The 17,550-nt window shown below is 45.8% G+C and carries 12 protein-coding genes; 11 read left to right on the top strand and 1 reads right to left on the bottom strand.

Going from position 1 to position 17,550, the window contains the following annotated elements:
- Nucleotides 1–9: 9 nt before the first annotated feature.
- Nucleotides 10–1,569: a response regulator transcription factor gene (locus BN2762_RS11970; protein ID WP_230202502.1), complete on the top strand. Its 1,560-nt coding sequence runs from the start codon at nt 10–12 to the stop codon at nt 1,567–1,569.
- A 7-nt stretch (nt 1,570–1,576) separates the two neighbouring features.
- Here BN2762_RS11970 and BN2762_RS11975 read toward each other — a convergent pair whose 3' ends face one another.
- Entirely contained in the window at nt 1,577–2,476 is a 900-nt protein-coding gene (locus BN2762_RS11975) for an AraC family transcriptional regulator (RefSeq protein ID WP_055107212.1), read from the bottom strand.
- A 134-nt stretch (nt 2,477–2,610) separates the two neighbouring features.
- On the opposite strand from BN2762_RS11975, the gene BN2762_RS11980 reads away from it, so the two are divergent.
- The 10 genes from BN2762_RS11980 to BN2762_RS12025 all read left to right on the top strand — a co-directional run bounded on the left by BN2762_RS11980 (nt 2,611) and on the right by BN2762_RS12025 (nt 17,479).
- Nucleotides 2,611–3,678, top strand: coding sequence for a Gfo/Idh/MocA family protein (locus tag BN2762_RS11980; RefSeq protein WP_055107213.1), 1,068 nt, complete (start codon nt 2,611–2,613; stop codon nt 3,676–3,678).
- The gene (locus BN2762_RS11985) at nt 3,671–4,399 is read left to right on the top strand and encodes a ThuA domain-containing protein (RefSeq protein WP_055107214.1); all 729 of its coding nucleotides are present in this window, start codon (nt 3,671–3,673) and stop codon (nt 4,397–4,399) included. The genes BN2762_RS11980 and BN2762_RS11985 overlap by 8 nt, the downstream gene beginning before the upstream one ends.
- Nucleotides 4,400–4,551: 152 nt before the next feature.
- Nucleotides 4,552–6,231, top strand: a complete 1,680-nt coding sequence (locus BN2762_RS11990) for a glycoside hydrolase family 13 protein (protein ID WP_055107215.1) — start codon at nt 4,552–4,554, stop codon at nt 6,229–6,231.
- Between the two features lie 254 nt (nt 6,232–6,485).
- Nucleotides 6,486–9,161, top strand: coding sequence for a glycoside hydrolase family 66 protein (locus BN2762_RS11995; RefSeq protein WP_230202503.1), 2,676 nt, complete (start codon nt 6,486–6,488; stop codon nt 9,159–9,161).
- A 30-nt stretch (nt 9,162–9,191) separates the two neighbouring features.
- Nucleotides 9,192–10,064: a lytic polysaccharide monooxygenase gene (locus BN2762_RS12000; RefSeq protein WP_055107216.1), complete on the top strand. Its 873-nt coding sequence runs from the start codon at nt 9,192–9,194 to the stop codon at nt 10,062–10,064.
- A 222-nt stretch (nt 10,065–10,286) separates the two neighbouring features.
- A complete protein-coding gene (locus BN2762_RS12005; protein WP_055107217.1) occupies nt 10,287–11,600 on the top strand; it encodes an extracellular solute-binding protein in 1,314 nt (437 codons plus the stop codon).
- Nucleotides 11,601–11,686: 86 nt separating this feature from the next.
- Entirely contained in the window at nt 11,687–12,646 is a 960-nt protein-coding gene (locus BN2762_RS12010; RefSeq protein WP_055107218.1) for a carbohydrate ABC transporter permease, read from the top strand.
- Nucleotides 12,647–12,658: 12 nt separating this feature from the next.
- On the top strand, nt 12,659–13,492 hold the full coding sequence (locus BN2762_RS12015; RefSeq protein WP_055107219.1) for a carbohydrate ABC transporter permease: 834 nt from the start codon (nt 12,659–12,661) through the stop codon (nt 13,490–13,492).
- Between the two features lie 33 nt (nt 13,493–13,525).
- The gene (locus tag BN2762_RS12020; protein ID WP_055107220.1) at nt 13,526–15,313 is read left to right on the top strand and encodes a glycoside hydrolase family 66 protein; all 1,788 of its coding nucleotides are present in this window, start codon (nt 13,526–13,528) and stop codon (nt 15,311–15,313) included.
- Nucleotides 15,314–15,439: 126 nt separating this feature from the next.
- A complete protein-coding gene (locus BN2762_RS12025) occupies nt 15,440–17,479 on the top strand; it encodes a methyl-accepting chemotaxis protein (RefSeq protein ID WP_055107221.1) in 2,040 nt (679 codons plus the stop codon).
- The last annotated feature ends 71 nt before the right edge of the window (nt 17,480–17,550 follow it).

Below are 17,550 nucleotides of genomic sequence, written 5' to 3' on the forward strand. Positions count from 1 at the left end.
CGCTATTTTGTGCCCTGGGAGGAATACGGGATCGAGTCCGTATTTGAAGCTATGAATGGGAAAGAAGCGGTTCATCTCATTATGGCGGAGCGGCCGGCAATCATTTTTACGGATATGCGGATGCCCCTAATGGATGGGGTGCAGCTTCTGGAATGGATTCATCAGCATTTTCCGGGCACCAAAGTAATTATCATTAGCGGATATCAAGATTATAAGTATCTTCAACCTGCCATTGTATATGGGGGAACGGATTATTTGCTTAAGCCGATGAATGGCAAGAAAATCGTGGAGGCGACGGAGCGAGCGGTACGGAAATGGCAGCAGGAAAAGGAGGAGAGTGACCGCTCTCTTCATCGGAATATTCAAATCAATGAGCTGCAGCCTATATACCTAGACAGAATTTTTACGGATTTTGTAACAGGCCATAGGCGATATGAGGAACTATACCGTACACTAAATGACCACTTTAAACTAACATCGGGAACTACTCGCTGTCAGGTTTCGGTCCTATCATTGGAACATTTGGAACAAAGGCTTATAACTCGGTTCAATGGAGATGCTTCTTTAATGTATTATGCCATCATAAATATATGCAACGATGTACTTTCCGGGGAAAAAGATAGTCATGGATACGCTTTTCGCTGCGGGATTGAGGGGATAAACATAGTTATTTTATGCTGGGATCATGCAAAGGATATAGAGGGGATCCTCCAGAGTATTAATAAATCTATGATGGAGACCTATCAAATTCAAGTTCACTTTGGTCTCGGTGAAGTATACCCGATTTCGGAAGGGGTACCGCGTTCCTTCGAGCAGGCCAACAAAGCAATAAAACAACGCAATTTGCTTTGTTCGGAAAAACGGATTCACAAGCATCGCAAGCCAGATCAAGTTAGTGAAGAAAACTATTCGTTTCTTCGTTTTTTTGAGCCCTTTAAATTTGCTGCATTATCCGGACAGCGCGATCGCGTTATTGAATGGGTAGATAAATGGGCCGATCATATGGAGCAGCAACCTTACCTATCCCGGATTCAGTTTGAAAAATGGCAGAGGGAATTTGAATCTGCCCTGTTAAACTGGAAGGTTGAATTTGGATGGGATGGGTGCTCCAATTCGGCCGAAACATTTGGTTTTGATCTGCCTTTGGATCCAAACGGAAATTTTTCGCTTTCCGTTTGGAAGGAGCAAGTTGCGGCCAACCTGCTTGCCTTTTCTCGGGAGTACGCCTCCGTACATACCCTGGACGGTCAATTGGTGAGAAACATTAAACGTTATATTGACCAGAACTTCCACAAAGAAATTACGCTGCAGCATATCGCGGATCGCTTTTTTATCAGCCGAGAAAATATTTCCAGGAAGTTCAAGCAAATCACGAATGAGAATTTAACAGACTATCTTACCCGGTTGAGAATCGATAAAGCCAAAACCTTGCTGGCAGATTCAGGTATGCGTTTAACTCAAATCGCTGATCTTGTCGGATATCAGGATGAAAAGTATTTTAGCCGAGTATTCAAAAAGATAACAGGGCAGACCCCGCGTGAGTTCAGAAAACAATTAGATTCGAAATGAGTCTGAGCTATTGCGCGGAAGTTCCCCTCTCCCGAACTTTTTTATAATATTGACTGGGCGAAAGTCCCTCATACTTCTTAAATACCTTGCTAAAGTAATACGGATCGTCCAGCCCGGACAAATAGCCAATTTCATTAAAGCTTAAATGGGTCGCTTCGATCAATTCCTTCGCATGATCGATTCGAATCCGGTTTACATAACGCATAATGCTCCGGCCAGTCCATTTGGTGAATACCCGGTTGATGTAATCATAATTGCATTCAAATTCTTGCTCGATGTCCGTGCTGGTTATTTTTTCGGTATAGTGCTCATGGATGTAGTCAAGCAAGGCGTGGACTTTAATGAACGATTTGGTATTGCCTCCCTCATGCGTTTGAAGCGTATCGATAAAGTATTTCCTGGAGACCTTGATCAGCCATTCGGTAAATTTTAGAGCGGTCAATCCGCGGTTGAAATATTTGCGCCTGTACAGCCCCAGTATTTCATTCATCGCAAGAAAGGAAAAAGACAGGTCTTTTTTCGACAAAGAATAGTTTTTTGGGAAATGACAAATAGAATTGTCCTGGCCGGCCTGATAGGCTTCTTCTTCCAGAATGACGTGTCTGGCTAAGGGAAGGATATCTTTCACCTCCACCGCTTTCATGTCCGAATGCTCAAAATGAACATAGTAATAGTCGCAAACGTGCTTATCTATGCCTTCGTGCTCCAAATTTGGCTCCAGGACAAGGAGATCCCCCTTCTTCAGGATATAGTCGACACCGTTTTCCCGGAGATGAAGCTCACCGCATTTGATGAAATAGAGAACCCATTCGTGCGTCGTTCTCTTAAAGTGAATCCAAGGCTGTTTATAGGAAACGAACCCCATCAATTTGATCTTCGGCATTACTTCCACATTAATAGCAAGCATGATTATCCTCCCAGATCAATTTATAAAAGTCGCTTTTGTACAAAAAGGGTATCTTTCCGCCATTTCCGTCCATTCTATCACACTCTATACTGGGGTTGTGATTAAAACGATGTTAACAGGGATGGGGCGATGAAATGGAAAAGCTGAAAATCGGTGTGATCGGCTTGGGCGGTATCGCGGACATGCATATTGGGGGCATATTGTCCAGCGAGGATGCCGACGTATGGTCGATTTGCGATTGCAATGAAGAAGCGCTGGCAAGAAGGGGCGAAGAACTCGGCATCCCGGAAACGCGAAGATATCTGAGTGTTACGGAATTGCTGGAGAATCCCGAACTCGACGCAGTGACGATCGGTACGCCAAATCACAATCATTATGCGATCGCCTGTGAGGCGATAAAGCGGCGTAAGCCTTTTGCCCTTGAAAAGCCGGTGTCGCTGGATACGCGGGAGGCGCGTATGCTGAGGGATATGCTGGCGAACGATTACCTGCCGCATATGGTTTGCTTCAGTTACCGTTACAAAGCGGCGGTGAGATATGCAAAATGGATGATTGACCAGGGCAAATTAGGCGATATTAAACACGTGTACAGCCAATACCTGCAAAGCTGGGGACTGGACGAAAGCATTCCGCTGGTCTGGAGATTCCGCAAAGAGCTGTCGGGATCGGGGGCGCTGGGAGACTTGGGCTCGCATATTCTCGATCTTCAGCGTTTTCTCATCGGCGATGCAGAACGGGTGATTGCCGATGCGGATACGATTATCAAGGAACGCGGCCTCATTTCCGGAGACGGTAAGGGGGAGGTCGACGTCGACGACTTCTGTCATGTGCTGATGCGCCTTAAGGGAGGTGCTTCGGGAGCCATGTCCATTTCAAGATTCGCTTACGGGCGGGGGAACTACCAACAGCTGGAGATTTACGGTACCCGCGGAGCACTTGTGTACAATCTCGAAGAGGAAGACACTCTTTACGTCCATTTTTCCGAAGAGGGAGACCGCGGATTCCGGAAAGCGGAAATTCCTGAATCCTTCCGAACTGATCAGATGCAGTCTTTTATCAACCTTGTCCAAGGAAAAGGGGATGGGTGTGACGCCGATATGGAAGACGGTTATATGAATCAGCTTACCCTTGACTCTATTATCGAATCATTTACGGAACAACGATGGATTCATATCAAACAGGAGGTGTTTCATCATGTCTAACATCAATGTAACCGTATGGAACGAATACCGACATGAAAAACAAAGTGAACAAGTGAAAGCGATTTATCCGGAGGGCATTCATAGGGCCATTGCGAACTATCTGAACGGCCAGGACGGATTGGAGGCAGGAACCGCCGTGCTCGATGAGCCGGAACACGGACTGACCGATGAGGTGTTGGATAGAACCGACGTGCTGATTTGGTGGGGGCATTTGGCTCACGACGAGGTGAGCGATGAGATCGTAGAAAAAGTGCGCCAACGAGTGCTGTGCGGAATGGGTCTGATCGTCCTTCACTCGGGACACGGTTCAAAAATATTCCAAGCTCTTATGGGCACGAACACGGGAGCGCTGAAATGGCGGGATGACGGAGAAAAGGAAAGAATCTGGATTATCGAGCCCGGCCATCCAATCGCGAAGGGCCTTGGCGAGTATATCGAAATTCCGAAGGAAGAAATGTACGGGGAACGTTTTGAGATCCCGGCCCCGGACGAATTGATCTTTATTTCGTGGTTCGAAGGCGGTGAAGTGTTCCGCAGCGGTTGTTGTTACAAAAGAGGGCAGGGTAATATTTTCTACTTCAGGCCGGGACATGAAACATTCCCCGTATACCACCACCCCGAGGTGCTTCAGGTGATTGCCAACAGCGTGCGCTGGGCGGCGAAGAGTGAACTTGCTAAATTCTCTTACGGGCGCGTGGCGCCTCTGGAGACAGTTCGTTAATTTAAAGGCAGTTATCACAGGAGGGCGAATATGTCAACGCTCTCCTTTTTGATGTTTTGGAGATTATAGAATGTTGTACATGAAAGAGAGATTTTTTAAGATGAATTTGAAACGTTTATTTATATGCGGTATTGGGAGGAATTTAGGTGAAAATGGGCGCTTTTTGGCAAGAAGAAGTCGTTTATCAGATTTATCCCCGTAGCTTCATGGACAGCAACGGAGACGGGATCGGAGATTTGCGGGGGATCATCAGCAAATTAGATTATTTGAAGGAGCTCGGAGTAGGCATCGTGTGGTTGAGTCCGGTCTATAAATCTCCGAACGACGATAATGGATACGACATCAGCGATTATCAGGATATTATGGATGAATTCGGCACAATGGACGATTGGGAGGAGCTGCTCCACGGCCTTCATGAACGCGGTATTCGGTTGATTATGGACCTCGTGGTCAATCATTCCTCTGACGAGCATTCCTGGTTTCAGGAATCCAAAAAATCCAAAGATAATCCTTACCGTGATTTTTATATTTGGAAACCCGGGAAAGGGGACGGTTCCGAACCGAACAATTGGGTATCTTTCTTCGGCGGCTCAGCATGGCAATATGACGAGGTGACGGATGAATACTACCTGCATCTGTTTTCGAAGAAGCAGCCGGATTTGAATTGGGAAAATCCAAGGCTTCGGCGTGCGGTATACGATATGATGACTTTCTGGTTAGAGAAGGGGATCGACGGATTCCGCATGGACGTGATCAATTGTATTTCAAAAGCGGAAGGTCTGCCGAGCGCTGGGGATGACAAATATGCTTGGGGAGGCGAGTTTTTCCTCTGCGGGCCGAGGTTGGAGCAATATCTGAAAGAAATGAACGAAGAGGTATTGTCCAAATACGACGTCATGACCGTCGGGGAGATGCCGGGAGTGACGCCGGAGCTGGCTGCGCGCTATACGGATCCGGCTAACAAGGAATTAAACATGGTATTTCATTTCGAGACGATGGATATCGACGCCGGGGAAGGCGGGAAGTGGAACTTCACCAAGTGGAAGCTGGCCGACTTGAAAGCCGTTACGAACAAATGGCAGTACGGACTGAACGGCAGAGGCTGGAACAGCCTTTATCTGAACAACCACGACCAACCTCGTATGGTGTCCCGTTTTGGCGACGACACGGTATACCGGAAAGAGTCGGCCAAGCTTCTGGCCACGTTCCTTCACACCCTTCAGGGCACGCCTTACATTTTTCAGGGCGAGGAAATTGGCATGACGAACGTGAAATTCGATAATATCGACCAATACCGGGATATCGAGACGCTAAATTTCTTTAAAGAGGCGGTTCATGACGGGGGCATGCCGGTGGAGCAAGCGATGGCCGCGATCTATGCAAAATCCCGGGATAACGCAAGAACTCCGATGCAATGGAACGAAAGCAAACACGCTGGATTCACGACAGGAGAGCCTTGGATCGGAGTAAATCCCAACTTTAAGGAGATTAATGTCGAGGATGCGCTGCGGGATAAGGATTCCATTTTTCATTACTACAAAAAATTGATCCAATTGCGCAAGCAGCATCCGATTATGATCTATGGCGATTATGATATCGTGGCTGAAGAGCATGAACAAATTTATGCCTATACCCGAACTTGGCGAAACGAAAAATGGATCGTGATTCTCAATTTCTCTGACAGGGAGGCGGAATTCACGCTTCCAGAAAAGCTAGAGGAATATCGTAGTGGAAATCAATTAATCATTTCCAACTACGAAAACGTGACTGAAACACCGATCCGTGAGTTGAACCTCAGACCTTATGAAGCGAGAGTATATAGATTGGTATAGAAGAAGGGGCCGCCCCTTCTTTTTTCTTTTGCTGAGATAAAAAGTAAAAGAAGACACGATCAGAGTAATTAAATCCACTTTTTGCATAATTTAGGATGTTATTCTATAGAGGGAAGGGGGTGGTGACTTTTATCATACCGATGAAAAAGATTGTGCACGAGTAAAATCTATGAAGGGAGTAGGTAAATTTGATCGGCAAGAGTTTGAGGAGGATGCTTGCGGTATCTTTAACATGCACGCTGCTTTTTAGTCAAATGGGTTGGGGCTCGGATGAAGCAGCCGCCGCAAGTACGGGGAAAGTCGTTTATGACGTAACGACGGATAAAGCAATGTATGATCCGGGCTCGACAGTGGAAGTACGGATTGACTTGAAAAACAGGCTAGGGAGGGATCTCACCGGAGGAACCGTAGAAATCAAGGCCAAGCATTTAGAGAGCCAGATTGGTGAGACGATCCGGAAACCTCTGGATTTGAAGCATAGTGCAGATGTCATCATGGTCGCGAATTGGCAGGCTCCTAACCAGGATTTTAAAGGCTATTTGCTAGAGGTTGATGTGAAGGATGCATCAGGGAACGTTGTAGATTCGGACACGGTAGGAGTAGATGTCTCGTCATCCTGGGTTAAATTCCCGCGATACGGGTATGTATGGGATTTCGGACAAAACACGAATACTGCCGAACGCATAGATAAGCTGAAAAATTATCATATTAATGCCCTTCAATACTATGACTGGAAATACCGCCATCACAAGCCGGTAGCCCCCGATTTGAGACAGTGGGACGACTGGTCGGGACGGCCGATCTACGGCGACACGGTTCGAAGTTATATTGCCAACGCAAAGGCCGTCGGAATGGCGAATATGGCCTATAACATGATTTATGCGGCCACCTCGGGATATGACAAGGATGGTGTTAAACAGGAATGGGCTTTATATTACGCAGATGACAACCCGAGGGGGCAAGGTCACTTCAGTTTTAAAATGGCGGATTCCACACCGACGGGCATTACACATCTTTACTTCTTCAATCCGCTAAACCCCGGTTGGCAAAATTATATTTTTGCGGAAACGAATAAAATATTCGAACACTTCGATTTTGACGGGTGGCATGGGGATACGGTTGGAGAATGGGGGAAGATGAAAACCTCGGATAACCGGACCTTGTACGTGAAAGACACGTATACTGAATTTTTGAACAAAGCAAAGCAGGCGATCGGCGGTAAATATCTGGTGTTCAATCCGGTTGGAGCCCAAGGTATTGAAAATGCTAGCAAGGCGAATGTTGACGCGATCTATGCGGAAATCTGGCCATGGGACAGAGACAGTGAGGGTGAGCTATATGACACGTATTATTCATTGAAGAAAGAGATCGAGCAATCCCGAAAAGAGAGCGGAGGCAAGTCTCTAATTGTTCCCGCCTATATGAGCTACGATTATGGGGAGCAGAACCCAGGCAGTCCGTTTAATACGGCGGCTGTTCTGCTGACCGACGCCGCTGTGTACGCAGCCGGCGGTTCACGAATGGAGTTGGGCGACAACGGGAACATGCTCAGCAATGAATATTTTCCCGCCCAAAATTTATATATGACCGAGGATTTGAAATATCGTATCGGCAAGCTGTATGACTTTATCGTGGCTTACGAAAACCTGCTTCGAGATGGGCAAACGGAAACGGCGAACCGGATTGAGTTTCCTCAGTACGCAAGCAGTGCAACGGGCGAGCCTAATAAAATATGGGCTTACGGCAAAAAGGACAATCGGTATGAAATTATCCAGATGATCAATTTGCTGGGAGTGAGCAAGAACGATTGGCGTGCGAACGATGGACGCAAGGAGACGCCCCAGAAGATCAGCAACTTTGAGGTGAAGTACTACTATACGAATGACGTGAACAGCGTATGGCTTGCCTCACCGGATTCCGACGACGGACGTTCAAAACGGCTGCAGTTTACCAAAGGTAGCGACGGAAAAGGCAAGTATGTGCTGATCTCGGTGCCTTCGTTGGAATACTGGAACATGATTTATATGAGCAGTGACCGTTCCGGAGGAGAAGAGGAGCAACCTGGCGGAATCGGGAAACTGATGAACGGCGGTTTTGAGAGTGGAGAAGCAGGATGGACATATGCAGGTACAGCTGCCCATGGTGTCGACAGCAACGATGCTTTTGAAGGAAGCAAGTACTGGATTTGGGGTCCCGATGCTTATACGGCTAAAGTATCGCAAACCGTTTCGGGCCTGGAACCGGGGACTTACTCGGTAAGCGCAAAGGTTAAACAAAATACCGGCACGCCCATGATCAGCAGAATGGAACTATCCGGTCTTGGCGGAGAGACGGTTTTCGTGAACATTCCTCACAGCGGTCAGTACGAAAATATATCTGGTACCGTTCAAGTAGTAAATGGTGAGCTCAACATCGCTTTTTACCAGGAAGCCCCGGGCAATACGAATCTGCAAATCGACAACGTCGAATTAATTGCAGGCACCGGAAGTAGTGAAGAGAATCCTCCAGGCAGCTTTCCGGCATTGGTCAACGGCGGGTTTGAAAGCGGTGACATTTCGGGCTGGAAGGCAACGGGTACAAATGTTGGCGTGGATGGTTCCGACGTCAATGACGGTAGTTTTAAATGTTATTTCTGGAGCGGACAAAATTATCAGCAAAAGATAGAGCAGGAATTGACGGGCTTGGAAAATGGCAAATACACGGTTTCAGCCATGGTGAAGCAAAATACCGGAACCCCTTTGCTTAGCAGAATGGAACTATCCGGTTATGGCGGCAGTCCCGTTTACACAAACATTTCTCACGGAAATGACTACTCCATGATTAAGGGCACAGTTCAGGTTACGAACGGCAAGTTGAATATAGCTTTTTATCAGGCAGCTCCGGGCGAGACAAATTTACAAATTGACAAGGTTGAACTTGTGAAAGATTAATAACAATTCCATTTCAGGAGGGAATAACTTATGGAAAGTTTTATCTGCTTAAAAGAGCGTGTGTTTGTTGGGCCGGTAAATAAGTTGATGGTTACCCTAGGAATTTCAGTGCTGTTATTCGCATTGTCCATTATGTTCGCGGACAAGGCATCCGCTCACGGTTTTGTTGAGAATAGCCGGGCGGATCTGTGCGCCAAAGGAATTAATACGGATTGCGGCTATGTGAAATATAATCCCGCCGATTTGGAGGCACCGGGCGGATTTCCTAACGGTGGACCTGAAGACGGAAAAATTGCCAGCGCCAATGGCCGATATCCGGAGATGGACCAACAATGGACTGACCGGTGGGAAAAAATAAATATCGCAAGCGGACTCAATACGTTTACCTGGGTTCATACGGCAAACCATAATACAGCGAATTGGAGATACTACATTACTAAGCCTGATTGGAACCCCAACCAGCCGCTTACTCGTGATTCATTTGATGCTCTCTCTTTTTGTACGGTGTCGCATGATGGATCGCTTCCTGAATTTAAAGATAATCACCTCTGTAATGTACCATCGGATCGAAGTGGCTATCATGTGATTCTCGCTGTTTGGGAGGTTGCGTATACGGGAAGCACTTTTTATCAAGTAATAGATGTTAATATTGACGGCGATATCGATCCTGGCAACGGCGGGAATCCCGGTACCGGGGAGGGAAATGAGAACCCTGAAGAATGCGGGCACCTTGCTTGGAGTTCCACTCAAGTATACAATTACGGCGATATTGTTTCGTTTAACGGGGGAGACTGGAAAGCCAGATGGTACTCCCAGGGGCAGGAACCTGGAGTTTCCGGCGAATGGGGGGCCTGGGAGTACCTGGGGAAATGCGCTGATGCCGATGGCCACCAGCATCCATAATAAAAATAACGTTAACTTTTTAGGAGTTTGGTAGTAGAAGGTGTAAAGGTGCATTATTTTGAGATCATATCAAAATAAAATGCACCTTTTTTATTTTGCATATATTTGGAAACGCTAACTTCACAATATTGTTCACCATGAGCCAAATGTAAACGGTTTCTCACTGAGAAGTCCCGCCTCATAATAAAGGAGTAAGTTAAATCGATAAGGGGGTTTCAAAGTATGAAGTTTTACAAAAAAATATCTATTGGTGTAATGTCAGCCGTTTTGGCATTTTCATTATCTGCCTGCGGCGGAACTAATGGCGGATCGGCTTCAAACGGGAATTCGGACAAGACGGGCGGCAACCCAGGAAATACTGGCTCAAAGAAAGTGACAATCGAGTACTGGCATACCTACGGGGAGCAGGAAGAAAAAGTGCTGACGGAACAAGTAGTTCCGAAATTCGAAGAAGAACACCCTGAAATCAAAGTAAACTTGACCAGAATGCCTTATGAAGGATTAAAGGAGCAAGTCATTGCCGGTGTAGCTGGCGATGCAGCGCCGGATTTGATGCGCATGGATATTATCTGGGTTCCTGAATTCGCCAAAATGGGAGCACTGCAAGACGTCAGCAAAATGGATGGATTTGAGGAAGTGAAGTCCAGTGTATTTAAAGCGCCGATGGAAACGAACTACTTCAATAATGGCTACTATGGCGTTCCATTGAATACGAATACCAAAATTGCCATTTATAATAAGGCGCTTTTGGAGAAGGTCGGGCTTAAGGAAGCTCCAAAAACAATGGATGAATTTGTGGCAGCTTCCAAAAAGGCAATGGAGCAAGGAGCCAAAGGGGCGATTGGTATCTCGGGACCGCATGTTTGGGGTGCTTCCCCTTATTTCTGGAGTCTTGGCGGCGCTTTGACTAACGAGGATTATACCGAAGTTGAAGGTTATCTGAACGGTCCGGAAAGCGTTAAGGCGTTGGAGACGATCGTACAGTGGGGCAAGGAAGGGCTGATTATCCCAACCATGCTCGGCGGAGAGCCGGGTGTATGGGATGGATTGAAGAACAATGAATATTTCATGATAGATGACGGCCCTTGGTTCTTCAGTACATTGATGAATGAAGAGAACGCAAACTTTAACATCGAAGATACAGTATGGACGCAAATGCCTGAAGGAATTGGTGGAAGTCGTTCGGTTGTTGGCGGTGAAAACTTGGTCATCTTCGCGAATTCTAAACACCCGGCAGAAGCTTGGACATTTGCCAAGTGGTTGATTACGGAAGAACCCCAAAAAATATTGGCCAAAGCTGGATTGATTCCGACAAATCAAAAGGCCGCAAACGATCCATCCGTTTTGAAAGAACCATACATGACAGAATACGTAAAGCAATTGGAAACGGCCCTTCCGCGGACACCGATCCCACAGTATGGTGAAATGGAGACCATCGTGAACCTGGCGATCGAAAAAGCGGTTCGCGGTGAGTCTGAACCGAAGGCGGCTTTGGATGAGGCAGCTAAAAATATCGAATCTATTCTTAATAAATAATTGAAGCTAGTACTATAAGGATGCATCGCCTGATGACGCCATCAGGCGATGCATCTTTACCCGGATAAGGGAAAGGAGTGGTGAAGATGTCAATTCCATTGGCCAGCCAGCCGCAAGCCGGAAAAAAACCGCCGACAGCAACACGGATGAAAAAAGGCCTCAAACAATGGATGGCTGTTTTGCCTTTTATTTTTTTAGGGGTGCTGGGTACCGCGGTATTTGTCGTCTACCCGATGATCCGAAATATTTTTATCAGCTTTCAAGATTACAGTATCATGCCAAATGCGGAGAATCCATTCGTTGGGTTTGAGAATTATGTTTCCGCTTTTACGGATCCTAACAACAAAGTATTGATGGCGATTCGAAATACGATTTTGAACGTGATCGTGACCGTGCCGATCAACTGGCTTTTGGCGATCGTTTTCGCTGTATTAATTAATCTTCACTTTGTAAAGTACAAGCTTGTGTTCAGGACCGTGTATTACTTGCCGATTATTACCTCTTGGATCGTTGTTGCATTTCTGTTCAGATTCTTGTTTGCGGGCGGGGAATACGGTTTAATCAACTTCATTTTTTATAAGGTACTCGGTATTTTTCCGGAACCGGTCAATTTTCTTTCCAACTACTGGACGGCTATGGTCGTAATTTGGTTGTTCCATATCTGGAAGACGGTCGGTTGGGGGGTTGTTATCTATTTGGCGGGGCTTCAAGGGATATCGAAGGAATACTATGAGGCTGCCCAAATTGATGGAGCTAGCGGAATCAGGCAATTTTGGAACATTACAGTACCGATGCTCGCTCCGGTTACCGCGTTTGTGATCATAAATCTCGTTAATGGGGCTTTTAACTTCTTCCCGCAGGTGTATTTCATCACTCGTGGAGGGCCAATGGATCAGACACAAACGCTCCCGAGTTTGATGTATATGCAGGCGTTCAAAAACTTTAACTTTGGATATGCTTCCGCTGTTGCCGTTATGATGGGTATCACTGTATTTTTGGTGACCTATACCCAGATGAAAAAATTCGGCAATCAGAAGATGCTGTAGGAGGGGCAGACAATGAAAACCAAATGGTATCTTCAACTCCTCGTATACACGGTCATTATTATGGGGGCTCTCGCGTTCTTGTTTCCCTTCGTATATATGATCTTGACCAGTTTTATCAAGAGCGCGTATTCACTACCACGACCGAAAGAAATTTTCTCGGTGGTTCCCAATCTGGACAACTATTTTCTTGTTTGGAACAAAAATAATTTCGCCCGTTACTTCCTGAACAGTGCACTGGTGACGGTCGTATCCATGGTCGGCAGTATGCTGCTGGGATGCTTAACGGCCTACGGATTTGCCAGATTTCAATTTCCTGGAAAGGAACTGCTTTTCCGCGTATTCTTGTTGACGACGATGATTCCAGGTGTCATTAACATTATCCCGCAGTTTCTTATTATCAAAAATCTTGGACTGGTAAGCACTTATTGGGGACTGTGGTTGATTTATATCGGTGGGGGAGTTGTTGGAAGTACGTTCTTCCTTCGAGGATTTTTCCAGAGCATCCCCAAGGAATATGAAGAATCCGTTCTCATTGACGGTGGTGGAAACTGGCGTATTTTCTGGAATATTTATTTGCCGCAATCCCTTCCGGCGATCGGAACTCTGGCGGTATTGTCCTTCCAGGGCACGTGGGAAGAATATTTTACGGCTCTCGTAATTATCAAAGACGAGGCGATGAGAACACTGCCGATTGCCTTGCTGATGTTTAACGATAAATACGCAACTAACTACGGATGGGTGTTTGCGGCTTCAATCATTGCGCTGATCCCAACCGTGCTGCTCTATATTGTTTTCCAGAAAAGGTTTGTTCAAGGCGGATTTAATGAAGGCGGTGTAAAAGGGTAGTTCAATAAACAGGAAGACAGGAGAACTAGCGAAATGATAATGAAATTTTGGAGATTACGGCGGACTTCACTTGTAATTTTATGCTGTCTGACGGTCTTGATTGCAGGCTGCAGCAAGAAGCAATTGCTGAAAGCGGAAGAGGTGACGGGTGAGTCAAAGATGGACAGAGTCGCAACGGATAAGGCGGCTTATAAGCCGGGGGAACAAGTAAACTTCACGCTTTATTTAAAGGAAAACGTCAGTGATGCAGAGGTCAGAGTCCAGTATCGCCATTTGGAGGAAGTGATTGAACAACAGGAGCTGAAAGCTGCTGGCGAAAAGCTGAATTGGACCTGGAATCCTCCGAAAGAGGACGGAAAAGGGTACATGGCCGAGATTTTTCTGATGAAGAAAGGAGAGGCGCAGGATCATCTTAATATCGCGGTCGATGTTTCTTCCGATTGGACTAAATTTCCGCGTTACGGGTATTTGGCGGATTTTCATGCTATGAGCCAGGATGAGATGGCATCGATCATTGAACGTCTGAATCGGTTCCACATCAATGGGGTGCAATTTTATGATTGGCAATATAAGCATCAAACGCCGATTAAGATGGATGCAGACCAGCCGGCAAAAAGCTGGGACGACATTGCCAACCGACCGGTCGCTTTTGATACGGTGAAAGGTTACATTGATCTGGTCCACGGGTACAACATGAAAGCAATGAATTACAATCTGATCTTTGGCGCGTATGAAGACGCGGAGCAGGACGGAGTCAAACGGGAGTGGGGGCTTTTTAAAGATCCCAGTGCGATGAATCAGGATAAACACCCGCTTCCGGAAAATTGGGCAAGTGATATTATGTTGTATGATCCGTCCAACACGGATTGGCAGAAATATTTGATCGAAAAGGAAGCCGAGGTGTTTAAGCATCTGCCCTTTGACGGGTGGCATGTCGACCAGCTGGGAGATCGGGGAGGTCTCTGGAATGCGCAGGGAGAAAGTGTCAAACTGCCCGAAGGCTATGTCTCCTTTTTGAAAAGTGCAAAGGAGCGCCTGGATATCTACTACGTCATGAACGCGGTTGGTCAGTACGGTCAAGCCTTTATGGCCCCGAACGCACCACTGGATTTTCTATATACGGAAGTATGGGATGGACATCCGAAATATAAAAACCTCAAAGAAATCATCGATCAGAACGCCAAGTACAGCAAAAATCAGTTGAATACGGTACTGGCTGCCTATATGAATTATGATTTGGCCAATACTCCGGGTGAGTTCAACACACCGGGGGTGTTACTGACGGATGCGGTCATCTTTGCTTCAGGCGGATCACATCTCGAGCTTGGGGAGAACATGTTGGCCAAGGAATATTTTCCAAATAAAAATTTGAAAATTCCCGCTGAGCTTGAGGAACAACTAATTCATTACTATGACTTCCTGGTAGCTTACCAGAATATTTTGCGAGATGGAATGGAAGAGTCTGAGGTTACGGTAGAAGGAACGGACGAGGTACAAATTTCTGCTTCTGCGGATCAAGGAAAGGTCTGGTCTTTTGCTAAGCACAAGGATGGGGAGGATATTGTTCACTTTATTAACTTCACCGATGCAGTAACTATGGACTGGAACGATTCAGCAGGGGAACAGACTGAGCCTGCCGAACGTCAGAATGTGAAGGTCATAGTCCAAACCAGTGGGACAGTGGACCGGATCATGTTCGCATCTCCTGATTATTATGGAGGTTCGCCTGTAGAACTCTCGTTTGAACAAAAGGACGGTCAAATTTCTATAGAGCTACCTAAGCTGAAATATTGGGATTTAATCAAAATATCTTATAAATAAAAATTCTTCTATACAGATACCAAAATGAGGCGGGATTCTGAGCTCACTCGTTTTGGTTTTCTGTAATATTTGAAAACGTTTGCTTTAGTTAGTTTTATCACTATAAGACTAGGATGTGAGCATCCATTGAATTTTTTATCGTTCAACTATCGTAATATTAACCTTCACTCAATTAAATGGAAGCTGTTAAGCCTGTTATTGGCATTGATTCTAATCCCATTAGTTGCTGTTGTCTTGGTCTTCTACTATCGTTCATCTGCTATTATCAAAAGTACGGTTACAGATGTATCTATAAAATCGGTGTCACAGGCTAATGAGAAACTGGATTTAATGCTGTCGCAATACGAAATGCTGACCATGCAAGTGTTGCTCGATAAAGACGTGCAAAGTGCTTTAAATATGGAAACGGTAAAGACGGGAAAGACAGATCAAATTAATAAAACGAATAACAAACTTAAAGAGTTGAAAGGGCCTTATAAAGATTTAATAGGTATCTATATGATTGCGGATGATCTAGAAAGACAGAGAAAACTTCCGTTATTTTACAATATTTCCGATGATGTTCGGGAAAGATTGATAGGTCAGGTTGGGACAGCAGGAGGCACCGTATATTTAGGTCTTGAGAATAGCATTGCTTCCGATGAGTTTCTCAACAAACAGAAGGTATTTGCGTTTGGTCGTCCACTGAAGCGGCTGAGTGACAATAAGACGGTAGGTTTTCTCCTTCTAGAAGTGAAGGCAGATGCGATAAAGCAAACGCTGGCAGACCTTCGTTTGGATGACGAGGGAAATTCATATATCGCCTCTGCGGATGGCAAAGTATTGGTTGCCGAAGAAGAATCCTTGTTAGGAACCAAGCTGTCATTCGGCTTGAAAGAAAATGAACAGGAGAATAGCTGGCAGGAGGTAATTAATGGGAATAAATTTATTGTTACTCGGGCGGCATCCGCTATAGCGGGTTGGCAGGTTGTGTCGGTATATCCGGTGGACAAGCTGCTAGAAGATATGCGCCAGATTCGGTCTGAGGTTATCTTCATCGCGCTTGTTTGTTCAGCAATCATTATCGTACTTGCATATTTCAGTGCAAGACGCTTCACGCACCCGATTGAAAAGCTCCGCATGATGATGAGTCATGGCGAGGCAGGAGATTTGACAGTACGGGCTGATTTAGCGGGAAAGGATGAGCTTGCTGCGTTAGGCGGAAGTTTTAATCAAATGATAGGAAAAATCCGTAAACAGTTTATTCAGACATTTGAAGCTGCAGATGAAGTTCTTGGTACCTCTACTCATCTGAGCGAATCCTCAGGGGAAATGTCCAAGTATGCGAAGGAAATTGCCAACGCTACCGAGAGTATCGCGAAAGGCGCTGAACAACAAGCTACGGCGCTTGAGAAAGGGAATGGTCTAGTTCTAGAGATGACCTCCAATGTGAAACAGATGACGGAGGATGTTCAAGACCTGATTGAGGTTTCCAATCAAGCCCAAGAACGAAGTGTGCAAGGTACCCAACATATGACACTGATGATTGGCAAAAATCGGGACACAGCTCAAATTATGAAGGAAATCTCCAGTCATGTGAGCAAACTCTTTGATAGACTTGGGGAAATCGACAGCATTCTTGAACTTATCCGCAACATATCTAAGCAAACAAATATTTTGTCACTGAATGCCACAATTGAAGCCAATCGTGCGGGGAACGCGGGCAAGGGCTTTATGGTGATTGCATCGGAGGTACGTGCTCTGGCCATGCAGTCGGGGGATTCGGTTACCCGAATCGTACAAACGCTGGATAATATTCGCAAGGATATGGATGCAACTAAAGTTGCTTTGCTTAAATCCGGTCCGATCATGGAAGAACAGATTCATTCTGTAGAACAGGCTAACTTGATCTTTAATCAGGTGCAGGAAGGAATGGATGAGGCGAATAAGAGATTATCTACGTTTACTATGACTATGGAGCGAATGGACCAATCGCAGCAACAAATTATGGAGTTTATTTCAGATGCTGCTGCCGTTGCTGAGCAATCTATGGCGATGTCTCAGCAGGTGGCTTCATCTGCCGCGGATCAACAGCAGTTAACCGAACAGTTTGTCCGTTGGTCGGTTCAACTTGAGCAAGTATCAGAGCGACTTAGAGTTTCATTAAATCATTTTAAAACTTCATAAATATCACTTCGGATGGCGGTATGGTTAGGAAACTAAGTTTTTTATGGCAGGGGAGATGCCTAATAGACCTT

The sequence above is a fragment of the Paenibacillus ihumii genome (assembly GCF_001403875.1).
GTDB lineage: Bacteria > Bacillota > Bacilli > Paenibacillales > Paenibacillaceae > Fontibacillus > Fontibacillus ihumii.

Coding starts and splice junctions, on each gene's coding strand:
- BN2762_RS11975 (WP_055107212.1), bottom strand. CDS start 2,476: ATGCTTGCTATTAATGTGGAAGTAATGCCGAAGATCAAATTGATGGGG.
- BN2762_RS11980 (WP_055107213.1), top strand. CDS start 2,611: ATGGAAAAGCTGAAAATCGGTGTGATCGGCTTGGGCGGTATCGCGGAC.
- BN2762_RS11985 (WP_055107214.1), top strand. CDS start 3,671: ATGTCTAACATCAATGTAACCGTATGGAACGAATACCGACATGAAAAA.
- BN2762_RS11990 (WP_055107215.1), top strand. CDS start 4,552: ATGGGCGCTTTTTGGCAAGAAGAAGTCGTTTATCAGATTTATCCCCGT.
- BN2762_RS11995 (WP_230202503.1), top strand. CDS start 6,486: ATGGGTTGGGGCTCGGATGAAGCAGCCGCCGCAAGTACGGGGAAAGTC.
- BN2762_RS12000 (WP_055107216.1), top strand. CDS start 9,192: ATGGAAAGTTTTATCTGCTTAAAAGAGCGTGTGTTTGTTGGGCCGGTA.
- BN2762_RS12005 (WP_055107217.1), top strand. CDS start 10,287: ATGAAGTTTTACAAAAAAATATCTATTGGTGTAATGTCAGCCGTTTTG.
- BN2762_RS12010 (WP_055107218.1), top strand. CDS start 11,687: ATGTCAATTCCATTGGCCAGCCAGCCGCAAGCCGGAAAAAAACCGCCG.
- BN2762_RS12015 (WP_055107219.1), top strand. CDS start 12,659: ATGAAAACCAAATGGTATCTTCAACTCCTCGTATACACGGTCATTATT.
- BN2762_RS12020 (WP_055107220.1), top strand. CDS start 13,526: ATGATAATGAAATTTTGGAGATTACGGCGGACTTCACTTGTAATTTTA.